We start from the raw sequence: 18,087 nt of genomic DNA, 5'->3' as shown, positions 1-18,087 counted from the left end.
CGTTCCTTACTTGCCGCCGTAGATCTTGGTGATTTCAGCCAGCGTTTCCTTGCGCTTGCCGTAGACGTCGGCGGTATCATACTTCAGCAGCTTCAGGTCACTGATCAGCGGCCTGTCGGCAGGAATATCGGTGCGGGCCGGCATGAGCTTCGTGTCGGCAACCATCTTCTGCCCCTCGTCGGAGAGCATGTAGTCGATGAACTTCCTGGCCTCGTCCTGATGCTTGGACCAGTTGAGGATCATAGCCGGACGCGGCGCGATGACCGTGCCGGAAGCCGGAAAGATCACATCGACGCTCTCGCCTTTGGCCTTCGCGGCAAAAGTGATGTAGTCGACGGCACCGAAGACGGCGGCTTTGGCGCCCTGCAGAACGGGGTTCAGGGCTTCCGCATTGGCGCCGGCGATAATCGCGCCATTGGCCTTCAGGTCCTTGAAGAGCTTGAATTCGTCCTGGTTTGCGAGAGCCGCGTCGAGTTCGAAGGCGGAACCGGATTGAGCGGGGTCCGGAATGTTGACGAGATCCTTGTATTCCGGCTTGGTAAGGTCCGCCCATTCGGACGGCTTCGGCGTACCACTCTTGGTGTTCCAGGCGATACCGAGCGCCGAGATGCCCTGGGCAACGGCCGTGTCGGTCTTCAGGAAGTCTGGCACCTTGGCGGCGTTCGGGCTGGTATAGGCAAGCAGCCAGCCGCGCTTGGCGAAGTCGGTGGCCGTGTCCCAGGACGCGGAAATCAGAACGTCGACGACCGGGTTGGAAGCTTCCGCCTCGATACGAGCCATGACTTTGCCGGTCGTGGCCTGGAAGACGTTGACCTTGATGCCGGTCTCTTTGGTGAAGCCGGCCGACAGCTTGTCGATGAGGCTCTGCGGACCCGCGGTGTAGACTGTGATGTCGGCATGGGCGACGCCTGCCGTCAACGCTGCGGCGACGAGGCCGAAAGTAATGCTCTTCAATAACTTAAGCATGTTCCAAATTCTCCTCTTTGGATGAATGAACTTTATTGTCGAACCAGCGGAGCTGATCCGGGTCGATTGAAAGGCCGATACTGTCTCCCGGCCGCAGCTTGATACGGCTCAACAGCTGCAATTCGACTTTGGCGAGCCCGGCGAGCGAAACGGTCACGAGGTGTCCGTCGCCGCGAAATTGCGAACGCAACACGGTCGCCGCCAGACGGCCCGGCGCTATCTCTCCCGGCGTGATGGAGGCAACGGGGATCAGGACACGAGAGTCCGCGCCGGCGCGGCCGGCATCCCGGAGCAATGCCACATCACTGCCTTTGAAGAACCAGAGCCCGTCCCGGTATTCGAGATCGGCAATGCCGCCGAGCCGCAGGAAGTCCGCCACTTCCGGCGATGCCGGCCGCTCGACCAGTTCATCCGGAGAGGCGAGCTGCTCGATCAGGCCACCGCGCATGACGGCAACGTCATCTGCAAGCGTCAACGCTTCGCTGTGGTCATGCGTGACATAGATGGCCGTCAATCCGAGAGTCGCGATCAGTTCGGCAAGCTCGCCGACCATGTTCTCTCGCAGTTCGCGATCGAGGTTTGAAAGAGGCTCATCGAAAAGAATGAGCTGCGGTTCGGCGACGATGGCGCGGGCGATCGCCACCCGCTGCTGCTGGCCGCCCGAAAGATCGCTTGGCCGGCGGTCGGCATAGGCGGCAAGGCCCACGCGTTCGAGCGCCCGCATCGTCCGGCTTTGTCGCTCCGCCCGGCCGATGCCACGCATTTCGAGCGGAAAAGAGGCATTGCTGCCGACCGTCAGATGCGGCCAGAGCGCATAATCCTGGAAGACCATGCCGAGATTGCGCTTCTCGGGCGGCGCGAAACTGCCGGTCGCGGCATCCGCGACCACCCGGCCGGCAATCGCGACAGAGCCCTTGGTTGGTGCTAGCAATCCGGCGACCAGCCGCAGCAAGGTCGTCTTGCCGCAACCGGAAGGGCCAAGCAGTGCCAGCGTTTTCCCCTTGGAAAGCGAAATGTCGATGCCTTTCAGCACCGGCGTCGCGCCATAATGCAATTCCAGCGCGGCCGTCGAGACGGCAGCATCGGTCGCTGAGAGATGAGACGTCATGGGGGGCCGGCATCAATGAGGGCGATGCCGGTTGCATATTAAGGTTCCATGACAGTCATGTGACAGGTAGCCAGATACTCCAAAGTGCGCCGCCAACCTGTCACACCCGGCGCTAGGGCAATGATCCGGGAAAAGCCTCAGCTAGGCGTCGCTGCCGGTAAGTTCCTCGACCATGGCCAACCCCTTCTTCTTGAGCATGGCCTGCGGGTCGGGCAGCTTGCCGCGAAAAGCCTTGTAGGTCTCCTCCGGATCGATCGACCCGCCGACGGAATAAATATTGTTCTTGAGCTTGCGGGCCATCACCGGATCGAACGCGTTGCCGGTTTCCTCGAAAGCCGAGAAGGCGTCGGCATCCAGCACTTCCGACCACATGTAGGAATAATAGCCCGCCGAATAGCCATCGCCGGAAAACACGTGCTGAAAATGCGGCGTCGCATGACGCATGACGATCGAGGACGGCATGCCGATCCCATCAAGGACTTGCTTCTGCACCGCCATCGGATCACCGACCGGCCCGTCCGCATGGAAAGCCATGTCGACCAGCGCGGAGGAGGTGAATTCCACGGTCGCAAATCCGGCATTGAAGGTGCGGGCCGCCAGCACCTTGTCCAGCAAGGCCTTCGGCATCGGTGCGCCGGTCTCGTAATGCACAGCGTATTTTTCGAGGATTTCCGGCACGGTCAGCCAATGCTCATAAAGCTGTGAAGGTAGTTCGACGAAATCGCGGGCGACGCCGGTGCCGGAAACCGACGGATAGGTGACGTCCGACAGCATGCCGTGCAGCGCGTGGCCGAATTCGTGGAACAGCGTCTTGGCGTCATCAAGCGACAACAGGGCCGGCTTGCCTTCGGCGGGCTTGGCGAAGTTGCAGACATTGTAGATGATCGGCAGTTCGCCCTTCCTGCCGTTCTTCAGCATCAGCTTGTGCTGCGACTGGAACGAGCTCATCCAGGCGCCGGAACGCTTGGAGGAACGGGCGAAATAATCGCCAAGGAACAGAGCCTTCAGCGAACCGTCCTTGTCGTAGACTTCGAACACCCGCACGTCAGGGTGATAGGTGGCAACCCCCTTCACCTCGACCGCCTTGATGCCGAAAAGCCGCCCAGCGACGTCGAAACAGGCCTCGATCACTTTTTCGAGCTGCAGATAGGGCTTCAGCTCCGACTCGGAGAAATCGAACATCCGCTGGCGGAGCTTTTCCGCATAGTGGCGCCAATCCCACGGCATGACCGGATGATTCTTGCCCTCTTCGGCGATCAGCCCGCCGAGGCTTGCCTCTTCCTCCAGCGCCTTGGCGCGTGCCTTCTCCCAAACCTGGCGCAGAAGCGTATTCACCGCCTCCGGCGTCTTCGCCATCGTGTTGTCGAGCTTGAAGGCCGCGAAATTCGCATATCCGAGCAGCTTCGCCTTTTCGGCTCTCAGCGCCAGCGTCTCGCGCACGATGCCGAGATTGTTAGTTTCTCCGGGATTTTCTCCTCTTGCCACCCAGGCTTTGAAAGCCTGCTCCCGCAGGTCGCGGCGGGTGGAAAAGGTCAGGAAGGGCTCGATGATCGACCGCGACAACGTCACGACATATCCGTCCTGCTCGCCCCGCTCGCGAGCTGCGGCCGCCATGGCATCGCGCAGGAATCCCGGCAGGCCGTCGAGTTCGGCCTCGTCGGAAAGCTTCAGCGACCAGCTCTTTTCGTCGCCCAGCACATTCTGCCCGAAACGGGCGCCGAGGCCGGCAAGCTTCTCATTGATATCCGCAAGCCGCTCCTGCTCGATCTTCGGCAGCTTCGCACCGGCACGGACGAAACCCTTCCAGTGCCGTTCGAGCACCCGTTCCTGCTCGACGGTCAAGCTGAGTTCCTTGCGGGTTTCCCAAAGCCTGTCGATGCGCGCGAAGAGCGCGGCATTCATTCCGATCTTCGAGTAGTGGCGGGATAATTTCGGCGCAATCTCGCGTTCCAGCGCCTGGATGGTCTCGTTTGTATGCGCCCCGGCCTTGCCCCAGAACAGCGCCGAGATGCGCGAAAGCTCGTCGCCGGCAATCTCCAGTGCCACGACCGTATTCGCAAATGTCGCCTCCGCCGGGTTATTGGCGATCGCATCGATCTCCGCTTCGTGGCTGGCAAGTGCCGCATTGAACCCCGGCGAGAAATCCGCGTCCTTCACTTCGTCGAAACGCGGCAGTCCGTGATGACCATTCCATTCCACAAGGGCGGGGTTCAGCGGAAGATCGGAAGACATGAAATATCCCTCAAAAACGATGCGTCATCATTCATATAGGAGAAGGCGGCGAGAATAGGTATCCGTGCCCTCCTTTTCAGTCTCGGACAAAAAATCATACCTGATAATTAACGGTTATTAACTATTTGACGCAGTGCAGTATTCGCAGGTACCTTTTGGGCGGTATCCGATGATCAAGGATATGGCCATGGAAATCAGTTCCTTGCGCTGGTCCACCCATTTTCTGCAACGGGACAATTCCCGCAACAGCAAGATCGAAAAGTCTTCGCAGCAGGAAAGCCGGCACGGCCAGATTGCCTTTCAGGTGCCCGAGACGGTCGATTCGCCGGTCGATTTTTCGGCGATCACGCCGCGGGATCTTCGTGAACTGGCCTGGCAGAACTATCAGGCCGGCAAGATTGACCAGGAGACTTATGCCACGCTCTCCGAAGAACTCCCAACCCACGCCATCGATGCTCAGGGGCAGTTGATCGACCTGTCGCAGGTGACCGACGAGACCGGTTTCGATTTTCACGATTATTACCGCAACCAGCTCGAAATCGCCATGTCGCTCGGTGATACGCGCCGCGCCGACGTGCTGCGCTCGGTGATGGCCTTCCTGGACGTATGACTGGCCAGGCGCGCTCAGGCGCGGCGGTATCCGAAAAGACTGGGCGCCGAATGCCAGAGCGCCTGCACTGCAAAGCCGATGAACAGCAGCCCGGAAAGCCTGACGATCACTCTCTCATGCCGACGGTAGAAGCGCCGCACGACACCTGCGCCGATAATCCCGATGAGCACGATGTCGGCCGTGAGAAAGCCGAGCAGGGAAACGGCAAGCAGCATGGGCAGGCCGGAAAATTCCAGCGCGTCCGATGAACCGGCAAGCAATGCCGTGAAAGTCGCAAGCGCCACCGGATAACCTTTTGGGTTGGTGAGCCCGAAGATCAGGCCGCGCCGCAACGGTCTTTCGACCGCCATCAGCGCACCGCCTCCATCCTTCGGCTTCGCATTGAGCGCGCTCCAGCCGATCCAGCCGAGATAAAGCCCGCAGATGACGCCGAGCACGTCGAAAAAGGTCGTGCCGATCGTCTTCGCACCGATGATCGCCACCAGCGCCAGCGCCGACCAGAGAATGTCTCCAGCCAGATGCCCACCCATGAAAAAAGCGCCCGCCTGACGCCCCTGCCCCGCCCCGATACCAAGGAGCGCGAGAAACGCGGGGCCGGGAATGAGCGTATAGGCGAGCGCCGCAAGAAAGGTGCCTGCAAGCAAGGAAGAGGACATGGATGGGCTCCGACGGAAGACTGCGACAGTTTTGCCGCCGGTTTTGTCCGTGTCAATGCAGATCGAACCTGGGTTTTCCGTTTGCCTTGCACGCGAAAGATAGTAAGGGAACCTTACGAAATCCTCCGAAGAATGGAGGGGCTGGAAAATGGACACATTGGGTTTTCTGATCGTCGACAGTGCACGCCTTCTGCGCGCCGCCTTCGAGCGCCGCATTGCGCAGGCGGGTCTTGGCCTGACGCCGGGTGAGGCGCGCGCACTGATGAATATCGCCGCGGCCGGCGGCAGTCGGCAGCTCGATATCGCGGCCCGCATGGGCGTCGAGCCGATGACGCTCTGCGCCTATCTCGACAAGCTGCAGTCACTGGGGCTGATCGAGAGGCAGCAATGTTCCGTGGACCGGCGCGCCAAACGCATAACGCTGAAACCGGCTTCCGAGGAGATGATCAAAGCGATCCGCAAGGAGCTGGACATCATTCTGGCACAAGCGACCGAAGGTCTGAGCGAGGAAAGCAATCGTATCCTGCGCGAGACGCTCGCCGTCTTCAACGCTAATCTTCAGGCCGCCAATCCTTCCCATGGGTCCCAGACAGCATCCGATGAAAACCGATAATATGCCGCCCATCCCCGCGCCGATGAGCGAGCGCCGCACCACGATCATTGGCGCCCTGCTGACGGCGATCGGGCCGATCTCCATGGCGATCTACACGCCGGCCATGCCGGAACTGGTGCGCGCCTTCGCCACGACGGAAGCGGCGATCAAGATGTCGCTGTCTCTCTATTTTGCTGGATTTGCATTGGCTCAACTGGTCGCGGGACCGGTTTCGGACGCCTTCGGCCGCAAAACTGCCTCGCTGAGCTTCCTTATCATCTACCTTATGGGCTCTTTGCTCGCCGCCTTCGCCCCGTCGGTCGAATGGGTTCTCACCGGCCGGCTTGTCCAGGGGATCGGCGCCTCCGTCGGCATCACCGTGTCGCGCGCCATCGTTCGCGACCAGTTCAATGGCGGTGACGCGGCGCGGATCATCAATACGATGGGCATCATCCTGGCGGTAGGTCCGTCCCTCGGACCGACGATCGGCGGTCTCGCACTGGCCGCCTTCGGCTGGCGGTCCGTGTTTCTGCTGATGGTCGGTTTCGGCGCACTCCTGGTCTTCCTCTCCACCGTCTGTCTTAGGGAAACGACGGTGCCGGATCGCAGCCGGTTGAAACCGCTTCGCCTTATCGAGGCCTATGCGGAAATCATCAGGCTTCCCCGCTTCCTGTTTACCGCGCTCGTTCTCGCAGGCGCCGTCGGCTCCATGTATGCTCAGGCAGCCGTCCTGCCGTTCATCATGATCGAGAAGGTAGGGCTCACGCCGACTGAGTTCGGCATGAGCATGCTGATGCAGTCCGGCTTTTACCTGACAGGGTCCATATGCCTGCGGATTGTCTCAAGATGGCTGCCGGCTGAGCGCGCTCCGGCTGTGGGCCTTTTGTTCAGCGGCTCCGGCGCCATTGCCATGGCGCTTTCCGTTCACTTTCTGCCACCTTCGTTTGCATCCATCATGATCCCGGTGGCGCTCTGCGCATTCGGCATCGCGTTTATCGTACCCTATATCACCGCGGCGGGCCTCATTCCCTTTCCGCACATTGCCGGTTCCGCCTCGGCGATGATGGGCTTCATCCAGATGGGAGCGGGCTTTGTCGGCGGGGTCGCCGCAGCCTCGATCGGCTCGCCGCTGCCCGCCTTCGGCATCATCATTCCGGCCATGCATATCATGGCGGTATTCGGTTACATCGGCTTCCGCAGCGCCAGCAGCAAGGCATGAAAAAGCCCGCCTCCTTTTGAGGAAGCGGGCATCAACAATCCGAATTCTACGGCTATTTCGCGAAATTGCGCTTGGCGAGCGTTCTGAGGCGCAGCGCATTGAGCTTGATGAAGCCCGCTGCATCCTTCTGGTCGTAAGCACCCTGGTCGTCCTCGAAGGTGACCAGCTTGTCGGAGTAAAGCGATTTTTCGCTCTCGCGGCCGATGACCATGACGTTGCCCTTGTAGAGCTTCAACGTCACTTCGCCTTCCACATGCTCCTGGCTCCTGTCGATCGCGGCCTGCAGCATTTCGCGCTCCGGCGAGAACCAGAAGCCGTAGTAGATGAGCTCTGCATAGCGCGGCATCAGCTCGTCCTTGAGATGGGCTGCACCACGGTCGAGCGTGATGCTCTCGATCGCGCGATGAGCGGCAAGCAGGATAGTGCCGCCGGGGGTCTCGTAGACGCCGCGCGACTTCATCCCGACAAACCGGTTCTCGACGAGATCGAGCCGACCGATGCCGTTATCGCGGCCATAGTCATTGAGCGTTGCGAGCAGCGTGGCGGGCGACATCGCCACACCATTGACGGAGACGGCGTCGCCTTTTCTGAAACCAACCTTGATGACGGTCGCCTTGTCTGGAGCCGTTTCCGGCGAAATGGTGCGCATATGCACGTATTCCGGCGCTTCCTGTGCCGGGTCCTCCAGCACCTTGCCTTCAGAGGACGAATGCAGAAGATTGGCGTCGACGGAGAAGGGGGCTTCCCCCTTCTTGTCCTTGGCAACCGGAATCTGGTGCTGTTCGGCAAATTCAAGTAGCTGAGTGCGGCTCTTGAAGGCCCAGTCGCGCCATGGAGCGATGATCTTGATGTCCGGGTTCAGCGCATAGGCCGAAAGCTCGAAGCGGACCTGGTCGTTGCCCTTGCCGGTCGCGCCGTGTGCGATCGCATCGGCACCGGTCTTCCTGGCGATCTCGATCAGATGCTTGGAGATCAAGGGGCGGGCAATCGACGTGCCGAGCAGATAGACGCCTTCATAGACGGCATTGGCGCGGAACATCGGGAAGACGAAATCGCGCACAAATTCCTCGCGCACGTCCTCGATGAAGATTTCCTTGATGCCGAGCATCTCGGCCTTCTTGCGCGCCGGCTCCAGTTCTTCGCCCTGGCCGAGGTCGGCGGTGAAGGTCACCACTTCGGCGCCGAGTTCAGTCTGCAGCCATTTCAGGATGATCGAGGTGTCGAGACCGCCGGAATAGGCGAGGACGACCTTCTTTACGTCTTTCGGGAGTGCCATGTCGATTTAGTCCGTCTGCGGGTGGCGGCGGTTTAAAACCGTCGGATCGGGGAATTGCGGCACTTTTAGCGAGTTTATTGGGACGCGCAAGAAAAACCGGGGGAAGCGTAACCGTCATGTCATGTTGACGCGTTCTGCTATAGGCTCCATATCCGCGCCTACCTTTGAACAGCAGCGTCATAGAGGAGACTTTCATGGCCGTTACTCATCCCGCTCTGAAGAAGGAAAATGTCGCCGTCATCACCGGTGCCGCGTCCGGCATCGGTCTTGCTGCAGCACGAGAATTCGCCCGCATGGGGTTGTCCGTCGTGCTCGCCGATCTCGAAGGCGACCGGCTTTCGGATGCGTGCCGCGAAGTCGCAGCCCTTCACGAAGACGGTGAAACGGATGTCGTCGCGATCGGCACCGATGTCTCCAGGCCGGATGAGATTGCCGCTCTCGAACGCGCAGTGCTTCAGCGCTTCGGCCGCGTACATGTGCTGATGAACAATGCCGGCATCAGCCCGGGGAGCTCGATATTCGGACCGCAGTCAAGCTGGGACAGCACGTTTGCCGTCAACCTGCTTGGTGTGATCCACGGAACGCAGACATTCGGGCCGGCCATGATCGCGCATGGCGAACCGGCGCTGATCATCAATACGGGCTCGAAACAGGGCATTACCACGCCACCGGGCAATCCGGCCTACAACGTCGCGAAGGCGGGCGTCAAAGCCTTCACGGAAGCCCTGCAGCATGAGCTGCGCAACACGCCGAACTGCCGGGTCTCGGCGCATCTCTTGATCCCCGGCTTCGTCTTCACCGGCCTCACCAAGGGAGACCGCGCGGAAAAACCGGCCGGCGCGTGGACGCCGGAGCAGACGGTCGAATTCATGTTGACGAGCCTTGAACGCGGCGACTTCTATATCCTCTGCCCCGACAACGATGTCGACCGCGCAACCGACGAGCGCCGTATGCTCTGGGCAACCGGCGACATCATCGAGAACCGCCCGCCGCTGTCGCGCTGGCATCCGGATTTCGCCGAAATATCGAAGGAATTCATTTCCAAACGCTGACGGACGAATTCACATGGCCTCGAAAGCCGGGTAATGGTGCATCTCATTACCGGCTATTCGAGAACGCCTATGGATTTCCTGCCAAGCCTTGCCACCCTTCTCGCCTTCACGGCCGCCGGCCTGCTTCTGGCGCTGACGCCGGGACCGGACATGACATTGTCGATCAGCCGTGCACTTGCGCAGGGGCGCCGCCCGGCGCTTTTCGTCGTGCTCGGCACAAGTCTTGGCGTCGTCTGCCATACGCTGCTCGTCGCCTTCGGCATCTCGGCTCTGATCACCGCATCACCAACCGCCTTCTTCATCCTGAAGACCGGCGGTGCGGCCTATCTTCTCTGGCTGGCCATCCAGGCAATCCGCTTCGGTTCCAGCTTTTCGGTAGAAAAGATGGAACGAACGAAGAGCAGCGCGCTTGCCAACATTTCGACCGGCTTCTGGGTCAATATCCTCAACCCGAAGGTCATCATCTTCTTCATGACCTTCCTGCCGCAATTCGTCACCGCCGGCGATCCGGCGGTCACCGAGAAGCTGATCTTCCTCGGCTTCTATTTCATCGTGATCGGCATGCCGGTGAACCTGATCGTCGTGCTCGCGGCCGACGGGCTGGCCGGCTGGCTGCAGGCCAATCCGAAGGTTTTGCGCGGCATCGATTACACCTTCGCCGGCGTTTTCTCGATCTTCGCGGCAAAGATCTTCTTTACCCAGGCGCGCTGAGCCGATCAGCCGATCAGCAGCGCGTCATCATCCAGGGTTTGCCCGCGCATCTTGCGGAACATTGCGATCAGATCCTCCACCTGAAGGTTCTTGCGGCTGTCTCCCGCTACATCGAGGACGATCTCGCCACCATGCAACATGACCGTGCGATGGCCGAAATCCAGCGCCTGGCGCATGGAATGGGTCACCATCAGCGTCGTCAGCCTGCGTTCGGAGACGATCTTCTGGGTGAGGTTCATGATGAATTCCGCCATGCCGGGATCGAGTGCTGCGGTATGCTCATCGAGGAGCAGTACCTCCGAGCCGGCAAGTGTCGCCATGACCAGCGAGACCGCCTGGCGTTGGCCGCCGGAGAGCAGGTCCATCCGGTCGCTCATGCGATTTTCGAGGCCGAGGCCGAGGTCGGCGACCCGTTCCCGGAAAAGTTCGCGGCGGCGTGGACCGAGTGCGGCGGCCAGACCGCGCCTCTCGCCGCGTCGGGCGGCAAGGGCAAGATTCTCCTCGATCGAGAGCGATCCGCAGCTACCCGCCAAAGGGTCCTGGAAGACGCGTGCGACCAGACCGGCCCTCGCAGCGGTTCCCTTCCGCGTGACGTCGCTGCTGCCGATCATCACCTGACCTTCGGTGGCGATGACATCGCCCGCGAGAACCCCGAGCATCGTCGATTTCCCGGCACCATTGGAGCCGATCACCGTTACGAAGGAGCCTTCCTCGATCGTAAGGTTGACACCGTTCAGCGCCTGCTTCTGCAGCGGCGTGCCACGCCCGAAAACAACCTTGATATCCCTGAGCGAAATCACGAGGCAGTCCCTCCACGGCGAAGGCGCGGCAGAACAAGCGCCACGGTGACAAGCACCGCCGTCACGAAATTGAGGTCTGACGCCTGCAGTCCGAGCATATCGGTCGAAAGCGCGAGCTGGATGGCAATGCGATAGAGGATCGAGCCGAGCACGCATCCGATCAACGCGACGAGGATGCCGCGGGTGCCGAGCAGCGTCTCTCCGATGATGACGGCGGCGAGACCGACAACGATCGTGCCCACGCCGGAGGTCACGTCCGCAAAGCCGTTCGTCTGAGCGAAAAGCGCGCCTCCCAGTGCGACGAGCGCATTCGAAAGCGCCATGCCAAGATAGATTTGCCGGCTCGTATCGATACCCTGAGCGCGGGCCATGCGGGAATTGGCGCCCGTCGCCCGCATCGAAAGGCCCATATCGCTTTCAAGGAAACGCCAGACGAGAATGACCGCGAAGAGGACGAGCACGCCGACGAAAAGCGGCCGCACATAGAAGTCCCTGAGCCCCAGTCCAAAAAACGGGCTGAGCATCGTATCCGCGTTGATCAGCGCGACATTCGGCTTTCCCATGACGCGCAGGTTCACGGAAAAAAGCGCGATCATCGTCAGGATCGAGGCCAGCAGGTTGAGGATGCGGAAACGGACGTTGAGAAGCGCCGTGACCATCCCGGCGATGGCCCCCGCGACCATTGCCACAGCCGCGGCAAGCCAGGGGTTGACGCCGGCAATGATCAAAACCGCCGTTACGGCCGCGCCGAGGGGAAAGGACCCGTCGACGGTCAGATCGGGGAAATCCAGGACCCGGAAGGCGAGGAAAACGCCGATAGCGACAAAGGCATAGACCAGCCCCAGCTCCACGGCTCCCCAGAAAGCGATCTGACTCACGTTGCCAGCCCTTTGTTTCGCGTCTCTGCGCCCCGACATGCCGGAGCGGCAGCAATTTCGTTTAAAATAGCACGAACCGCTCCCACCGGGATGGGAGCGGTCCTGCCTGACTATCTCCGGCGCGAACTTACTCGATCACACGGCTCGCCCGGTTAAGAACGCTTTCCGGCAACGTGACGCCCATCTTTGCCGCGGCGCTTTTGTTGACGACCAGATCACTGCCGCTGGCGACCTTAACCGGGATATCGCCCGGGTTTTCGCCCTTGAGGACGCGCACGACCAGTTCGCCGGTCTGCTTGCCGACATCGTAGTAGTTGAAGCCGAGCGCCGCCAGCGAGCCGCGCGAGACGGAATCCGTATCCGCCGTGAAAAGCGGCAGCTTGCTTTCCTGGGCAACGGCGACTGCGCCTTCCAGCGCGGAGATGATCGTGTTGTCGGTCGGAATGTAGATCGCATCGGCGCGGCCGACCAGCGCGCGGGCAGCACCTTGCACCTCGGCCGACTTGGTGGCCGCGGATTCGACAATCTTCAGACCCGCCTTTTCGGCTTCCACCTTCAGCACGGCGAGAAGTGCCACCGAATTGGCCTCGCCGGAATTGTAGAGATAGCCGATGGTCTTCGCTTCGGGCAGGATCTCCTTGATCAGGGCGACATGCTCTCCTACGGGAGACATGTCCGAAAGGCCGGTCACATTGCCGCCCGGCTTTTCCATGTCCTTCACGAGCTGCGCAGCCAGCGGATCGGAAACAGCCGTGAAGACCACGGGGATATCGCGGGTGGCGGATACAACCGCCTGCGCAGAGGGGGTGGAGATCGGAACGATCACGTTCGGATCTTCGCCGACGAACTGGCGGGCGATCTGCGCAGCCGTAGCCGGATTGCCCTGCGCCGATTCATACATGAACTTGAGGTTTTCGCCGTCCTTGTAGCCGGCTGCGGCCAGCGCATCCCGCACGCCATCGCGCGTCGCATCAAGTGCTGGATGTTCCACGATCGCCGTCACCGCAACCGTAACATTTTCCGCCTGAACCGGCAGAGAGACCGCCAGAGTGGCGGCAAAGGCAAGCAGAACCGAACGCATGGGATGTCCTCCGTTTAGATTTCAGCGCTTTTAGGAAAAGGAAGCGCCAAAATCAATCGACGGGGCCCAAGTAACCGTCAATCCGGCTTATTCTTCATCCTCGCCATGGCCGGCGATCATCATCGCCTCGAAGGCAAGCCTCTCGGTCTTGCGCATGCGTTCCGATTCCGACTTCAACTGGCCGCAGGCGGCGAGGATATCCCGGCCACGCGGCGTGCGGATCGGCGAGGCGTACCCCGCCTGGTTGATGAAGTCGGCGAATTTCTCGATCTGCGCCCAGTCGGAACACTGATAGTTCGTGCCCGGCCAGGGATTGAACGGAATGAGGTTGATCTTGGCCGGAATGCCCTTGAGCAGTTGCACCAGCAGCTTGGCGTCCTCCAGGCTGTCGTTGACATCCTTCAGCATCACGTATTCGAAAGTGATGCGGCGGGCGTTCGACAGGCTCGGATACCTGCGGCAGGCTTCGATGAGCTCTTTCAGCGGATACTTCTTGTTGATCGGCACCAGCATGTTGCGCAGTTCGTCGCGCACGGCGTGCAGCGAGATCGCCAGCATCACGCCGATCTCCTCGCCGGTCCGGTAGATTTCCGGCACGACGCCGGAGGTCGAGAGCGTGACGCGCCGCTTCGACAGCGACAGCCCGTCGCCATCCGTCGCGATCAGCAGCGCCGTCTTGACGTTCTCGAAATTGTAGAGCGGCTCGCCCATGCCCATCATGACGATATTGGTGATCTTGCGCTCGCCGGTCGGCACGAATGCGCCAGGCGGCGTGTCCGTACCCGGGAAATCGCCGAGCCGGTCGCGCGCGAGCAGAAGCTGGGCAAGGATTTCCTCCGCCGTCAGGTTGCGCACCAGACGCTGCGTGCCGGTATGGCAGAAGGAACAGGTCAGCGAACAGCCGACCTGGCTCGATATGCAGAGCGTGCCCCGGCCTTCTTCCGGGATGTAGACGGTCTCGACCTCCACCGGGCGGCCTGCCCCCCGTGGCGGAAAACGTAAAAGCCATTTGCGGGTGCCGTCGTTGGAGACCTGTTCCTCGACGATTTCCGGACGCGCGATGGTGAAATGCGCCTTCAGCATTTCGCGCATGTCTTTCGCGACATTGGTCATCGCATCGAAGTCCGATACGCCGCGTATATAAAGCCAATGCCAGAGTTGGCTGACCCGCATGCGCACCTGCTTTTCCGGCACGCCCTTTTCCTTCAACGCGTCCGCCATCGCCTCGCGCGTCAGCCCGATCAGCGACGGCTTGCCGCTCATCAGGTCCGGACGCGGCACGAGCGGCGTCTTGAGGGGGGCCATCACGGCCTCGGAAACCGACATCTTGTTATCCCATCGAATACATCACCCCGTCCCGCGCTCCTGCAGGAAGAGGAAAGGCATGTCTGTCTGTGAAATCTGGATTGGTCCGGAAGGCAATTCAAGCGCCGCACCATTGTTGAGGCGGGGCTTTATCATCAAATTGCCGCCGCGTCACCATTCTTGCGGAAATACGAAAGGCCGGTCGAGGACCGGCCTTCATGGGATAGGATGGAACGGGTCTTACTTGCAGGATTCGATCTGCTTCAGCGCGGCGGAAATGCCCGACAGCGAATAGGCATAGGAGGTCTTGGTGCCGCGGCCGGAGACCGCACTCACGCTCATGTTTTGACCTGTCTTCATCGCCGCAACCAGCGCCGGCTCTTCCGCCGCATTCTCGACCCAGGCAGCCTTGTCCTTGGTAAACATCACGAAATTCTTGCCGTCGATCGTCACGTTGACCTTCGAATTCGCCTGCAGCGGATAACCCATCATCGCCTGCGGCTCGTAGGAAATGTTCTGGCCAGGGCGCTGCGAGACGATGAAGAAGATATCGCCATGATCGACCGCAGCCGGTTCCTTGGTGGTCGGAACCGAAAGCACGTAGCAGACGGTGCTGCTGCCCGACTTATAGGAATAGGCACCCCATGCCTTGAACTGCTGTATACGGGTGGGCGTCTGGGCTGAAGCGATGCCGGCGCTTGCCAGCGTCAGTGCCAATGCGGTTACAATTATTCTTACAGACATGGTCTCCTGCCGGTTTTGTCTTCTTACAACGGCCCGAGCGGGCAAGCCTTGCCAGGCATGATCCTGATTCGGCCCATTTTGACTTGTTTCTGGTTACCAAACCGTCAATCGCGCCGTCGGAATTCGATGAATGTCCCAATCCGCCCCTTTACCCATGCGCGGTTTCTCTCTCCTCGCAATGGCCCCCGACCCCTTACCCGGCGGGGAATTTCGTGCGTTTCGTCGATGCCAGTGACACAAGGATTGGGGCAAGAGTTTGTCCTTTTCCTAATTGTTCCAATGACATTAGAATGGTCGAATATGACGCGAATCTCATCAGAAAGTTTGCGCAGAATAAATGGACCTGGACAAGAAAGACCACTTCGTCAGCTTGGCAAAGGCAGTGGCCTGTGAGCGCGATCAGATGGCTTTCGCGGCGCTGTTTGATTACTTTGCGCCGCGTCTGAAGTCCTGGCTCGTCAAACGCGCGATGAAGCCGGATGAAGCGGAAGAACTGGTGCAGGAAGTGATGACCATCCTCTGGCACCGTGCCCACCTCTACGACCCGGCCCAATCCTCCTTGTCTACGTGGCTTTTCCGTATCGCACGCAATCGCCGCATCGATACGGAACGCCGCGCCAGACATCAGCGGATGGACGCCTATGAACCCTTGTTTCTCGTCACCGAGGCGCCGGGTGTCGATACCCTTTTTGAAAGGGAGGAGCGGGATGCGCGCGTGCGCGCAGCACTCTCCAAAATTCCCGACGAGCAGATGGAACTTGTGCGAGCGGCCTTCTTCCTCGGCCAGTCCCATTCGGAAATCGCATCTTCCACCGGCCTGCCGCTCGGCACCGTGAAATCGCGAATCAGGCTCGCTTTCGAACGCCTTCGAAGGGCGCTGGAAGAGCCGTCATAGAAAATACAAGGCTACCTGCGACCATCCGCCGCAGGTCCGGCAGTTACATCCGGATCATCCGTGAGGGCCAGATCGGCGGCCTCATAGTGCCGGTCGGCGATGTGCCCCTGAATCATCCGGAAGGCTGCGGCCAGCACCGCGAGGTCGTCGGTGAATCCTACCACGGCGAAAAAGTCGGGCAGAAAATCGACCGGCAGAACGAAATAGGCGAGTGCGGCGAGCAGCACGCCACGCACGCGTACCGGTGTCCGGGGATCGATCGCGCAATAGTACGCGGCAATCAGGTCGCGGCTGAGCGGTATTTGCCGGACAGCCCGCTTGAGGGTTGGCCAGAATTTGGCGCGCACCTGCCGCTCCTGGCGGTTCTGCGTATCCTCGTCGCCCGGCAAGAGGATCTCGCCGATCTTCACGTCGTCCATACCTGCTCCGTTCGCTCAACGCATGCCTCAATATGGGAGCTGGACGGTGAAGTTCAATTGCGACGGAAGGATGCATTGTCCATCGCGCAGGCAAGTTTGCGATCGCGATCGGGCAGGCTTCCCGCCGCGTGTGCGATCAGGAGCGCGTCCACCTTCGAGTGGCTGTTGAGCCATTCCGGTTCAAACTAAAGGAGGCCTTTCACCGGCTCCAGATCGGCACTATAGGCGTGACTGTAGCCAACCTCCCGCAGCGGGAAAACCTCTTCCGTGAGGTAGGGGCCGCCACCGACTGATTCTTTCGATGAGAGCAGCACAAAACGCCCCACGGTGAAGGGCGCCGTATAAAAATTACCGCGGCCGGAGAGGTAATGCACCACATCGTCCAGACGGCAATTCTTGAGCCGCGCCAGCGTCACATGCGGCATGAACTTGCGCGGATCGGGAGGCAGGCCGATCCGCTGGCAGATCCGCTCTATTTCCGCCTGGAGCGCATACATTTCCGGCGAAGGAGCAACGCCGGCCCAGATCGAATGCGGCTTCTTGGAACCGAAGGAACCGATCCCCGTCAGCGTCGCCTGGAATTCCGGCCTGTCGATCCGATCCAGCCGGTCAACAATCTCGTCGGCCGTGCGTCCATCGACATCGCCGATAAAGCGTAGCGTGATGTGGTAGTTCTCGACATCGATCCATCGGGCCCCGGGAAGCCCCCCGCGCAGAAGTGAGAGGCTCATGGCCACATTGCGCGGAATTTCGAGGGCGGTGAAAAGTCTCGGCATGGGGACCTCCTCGAATCTCTTGCAGATGCTAACAGCGAATCACGCAACAGGGTTCCGTGCAAGATATTATTTTCGTTTAGCCTTGATCTCCCCCAGGAAGCTTTCGACCGGTTGGATCGTCTTCTCGACCATCACCGAAACCCCTTTGGCGTTCGGATGCATGCCATCGTCAAGCTGCATGCCCTCCACCGTGGTCACACCATCGAGGAAAAAGGGATAAAGCGGAATTTCATATTTGTCGGCAAGCCGCTTGTAGATCGGATTGAAGCGTTCCGCATAATCACCACCCATGTTCGGTGGAGCGAGGATGCCGACCAGGAAAACCGGAATGTTCCGCTCCTTGAGGCGCGCGAGGATCGCATCGAGATTCTTCTCCGACTGCTCCGGGGAAATCCCGCGCAAGGCGTCATTGGCGCCGAGCTCCAGGATCACGCCATCCGTCCCGTCCGGCACCGACCAGTCGATACGGGAAAGTCCGCCGGACGTCGTATCGCCGGAAACGCCGGCATTGGTGACGGCGACATCATGGCCTTTCGCTTTCAGCGCTGCCTCGAGCTGCGCCGTGTAGGATTCGGGAGGAGCAAGCTGATATCCGGCCATCAGACTGTCCCCGAAGCCGACAAGCTGGATCGGCTCGCTCCGACCTCCAGTATCCTGTGCGGCCGCCGGAATTACGGCAAAGCAGAGCGTGAACATGACGATGAAGTGAAGGAGGCTTGCTTTAAAACTCACGATCCGTCTCCTAGATTGGACGCTACCGCAACGCG

The 18,087-nt window shown here is 60.5% G+C and carries 19 protein-coding genes; 6 read left to right on the top strand and 13 right to left on the bottom strand.

The features are described 5' to 3' along the window. Positions 1-6: 6 nt before the first annotated feature. The 3 genes from JL39_RS24150 to JL39_RS24140 form a co-directional block, all read right to left on the bottom strand. Positions 7-966, bottom strand: coding sequence for an ABC transporter substrate-binding protein (locus tag JL39_RS24150; RefSeq protein WP_037156737.1), 960 nt, complete (start codon positions 964-966; stop codon positions 7-9). Then, positions 959-2,074: an ABC transporter ATP-binding protein gene (locus JL39_RS24145; protein ID WP_037156735.1), complete on the bottom strand. Its 1,116-nt coding sequence runs from the start codon at positions 2,072-2,074 to the stop codon at positions 959-961. Before JL39_RS24145 ends, JL39_RS24150 begins: the two co-directional genes overlap by 8 nt. Positions 2,075-2,215: 141 nt before the next feature. Then, positions 2,216-4,306, bottom strand: coding sequence for a M3 family metallopeptidase (locus JL39_RS24140; RefSeq protein WP_037156733.1), 2,091 nt, complete (start codon positions 4,304-4,306; stop codon positions 2,216-2,218). A gap of 187 nt (positions 4,307-4,493) precedes the next feature. On the opposite strand from JL39_RS24140, the gene JL39_RS24135 reads away from it, so the two are divergent. Continuing rightward, positions 4,494-4,916 (top strand): hypothetical protein, encoded by a 423-nt coding sequence (locus JL39_RS24135; protein ID WP_037157281.1) that lies wholly within the window; start codon positions 4,494-4,496, stop codon positions 4,914-4,916. A gap of 14 nt (positions 4,917-4,930) precedes the next feature. Here the strand turns inward: JL39_RS24135 and JL39_RS24130 are convergent, their stop codons facing one another. Continuing rightward, entirely contained in the window at positions 4,931-5,572 is a 642-nt protein-coding gene (locus tag JL39_RS24130; RefSeq protein WP_037156731.1) for a LysE family translocator, read from the bottom strand. A 148-nt stretch (positions 5,573-5,720) separates the two neighbouring features. Between JL39_RS24130 and JL39_RS24125 the strand changes: the two genes are divergently transcribed. Together JL39_RS24125 and JL39_RS24120 are read left to right on the top strand one after the other, a co-directional pair. Then, positions 5,721-6,185: a MarR family winged helix-turn-helix transcriptional regulator gene (locus tag JL39_RS24125; RefSeq protein WP_037156729.1), complete on the top strand. Its 465-nt coding sequence runs from the start codon at positions 5,721-5,723 to the stop codon at positions 6,183-6,185. Between the two features lie 22 nt (positions 6,186-6,207). Next, a complete protein-coding gene (locus tag JL39_RS24120) occupies positions 6,208-7,383 on the top strand; it encodes a multidrug effflux MFS transporter (protein WP_037157279.1) in 1,176 nt (391 codons plus the stop codon). Positions 7,384-7,435: 52 nt separating this feature from the next. On the opposite strand, the gene JL39_RS24115 is transcribed toward JL39_RS24120, so the two are convergent. Further along, positions 7,436-8,659, bottom strand: coding sequence for an argininosuccinate synthase (locus tag JL39_RS24115; RefSeq protein ID WP_037156727.1), 1,224 nt, complete (start codon positions 8,657-8,659; stop codon positions 7,436-7,438). A 194-nt stretch (positions 8,660-8,853) separates the two neighbouring features. Between JL39_RS24115 and JL39_RS24110 the strand changes: the two genes are divergently transcribed. Both JL39_RS24110 and JL39_RS24105 read left to right on the top strand, forming a co-directional pair. Next, positions 8,854-9,711: an SDR family NAD(P)-dependent oxidoreductase gene (locus tag JL39_RS24110; protein ID WP_037156725.1), complete on the top strand. Its 858-nt coding sequence runs from the start codon at positions 8,854-8,856 to the stop codon at positions 9,709-9,711. Positions 9,712-9,780: 69 nt separating this feature from the next. Further along, positions 9,781-10,422 carry a LysE family translocator gene (locus JL39_RS24105; RefSeq protein ID WP_037156723.1) on the top strand — a complete coding sequence of 214 codons (642 nt, stop codon included), beginning with the start codon at positions 9,781-9,783 and terminating at the stop codon, positions 10,420-10,422. 5 nt (positions 10,423-10,427) lie between these two features. On the opposite strand, the gene JL39_RS24100 is transcribed toward JL39_RS24105, so the two are convergent. The 5 genes from JL39_RS24100 to JL39_RS24080 form a co-directional block, all read right to left on the bottom strand. Beyond that, the gene (locus JL39_RS24100; protein WP_037156721.1) at positions 10,428-11,222 is read right to left on the bottom strand and encodes an ABC transporter ATP-binding protein; all 795 of its coding nucleotides are present in this window, start codon (positions 11,220-11,222) and stop codon (positions 10,428-10,430) included. Continuing rightward, a complete protein-coding gene (locus JL39_RS24095; RefSeq protein ID WP_037157277.1) occupies positions 11,219-12,100 on the bottom strand; it encodes an ABC transporter permease in 882 nt (293 codons plus the stop codon). The genes JL39_RS24100 and JL39_RS24095 overlap by 4 nt, the downstream gene beginning before the upstream one ends. 127 nt (positions 12,101-12,227) lie before the next feature. Beyond that, positions 12,228-13,181, bottom strand: a complete 954-nt coding sequence (locus tag JL39_RS24090) for an ABC transporter substrate-binding protein (RefSeq protein ID WP_037156719.1) — start codon at positions 13,179-13,181, stop codon at positions 12,228-12,230. An 87-nt stretch (positions 13,182-13,268) separates the two neighbouring features. After that, a complete protein-coding gene (gene rlmN / locus JL39_RS24085; RefSeq protein WP_152601267.1) occupies positions 13,269-14,486 on the bottom strand; it encodes a 23S rRNA (adenine(2503)-C(2))-methyltransferase RlmN in 1,218 nt (405 codons plus the stop codon). Positions 14,487-14,726: 240 nt separating this feature from the next. Continuing rightward, positions 14,727-15,230 carry an invasion associated locus B family protein gene (locus JL39_RS24080; RefSeq protein ID WP_037156715.1) on the bottom strand — a complete coding sequence of 168 codons (504 nt, stop codon included), beginning with the start codon at positions 15,228-15,230 and terminating at the stop codon, positions 14,727-14,729. Positions 15,231-15,567: 337 nt separating this feature from the next. Between JL39_RS24080 and JL39_RS24075 the strand changes: the two genes are divergently transcribed. Further along, the gene (locus JL39_RS24075) at positions 15,568-16,125 is read left to right on the top strand and encodes a sigma-70 family RNA polymerase sigma factor (protein ID WP_037156713.1); all 558 of its coding nucleotides are present in this window, start codon (positions 15,568-15,570) and stop codon (positions 16,123-16,125) included. Positions 16,126-16,136: 11 nt separating this feature from the next. Here the strand turns inward: JL39_RS24075 and JL39_RS24070 are convergent, their stop codons facing one another. From JL39_RS24070 to JL39_RS24060, 3 genes are all read right to left on the bottom strand, one after another. Next, complete coding sequence (locus JL39_RS24070) at positions 16,137-16,544, bottom strand: YkvA family protein (RefSeq protein ID WP_037156710.1); 408 nt, start codon at positions 16,542-16,544, stop codon at positions 16,137-16,139. Positions 16,545-16,729: 185 nt separating this feature from the next. Beyond that, positions 16,730-17,320 (bottom strand): RNA 2',3'-cyclic phosphodiesterase, encoded by a 591-nt coding sequence (thpR, locus tag JL39_RS24065; RefSeq protein ID WP_037156708.1) that lies wholly within the window; start codon positions 17,318-17,320, stop codon positions 16,730-16,732. Positions 17,321-17,386: 66 nt separating this feature from the next. Further along, entirely contained in the window at positions 17,387-18,052 is a 666-nt protein-coding gene (locus JL39_RS24060; protein ID WP_037156706.1) for an arylesterase, read from the bottom strand. Positions 18,053-18,087 lie beyond the last annotated feature (35 nt).

Source organism: Rhizobium sp. YS-1r (assembly GCF_000757525.1).
Taxonomy (GTDB): domain Bacteria; phylum Pseudomonadota; class Alphaproteobacteria; order Rhizobiales; family Rhizobiaceae; genus Neorhizobium; species Neorhizobium petrolearium.
The sequence above is the reverse complement of the archived record's forward strand: the minus strand, read 5'-3'. Positions and strand labels throughout refer to the sequence as shown.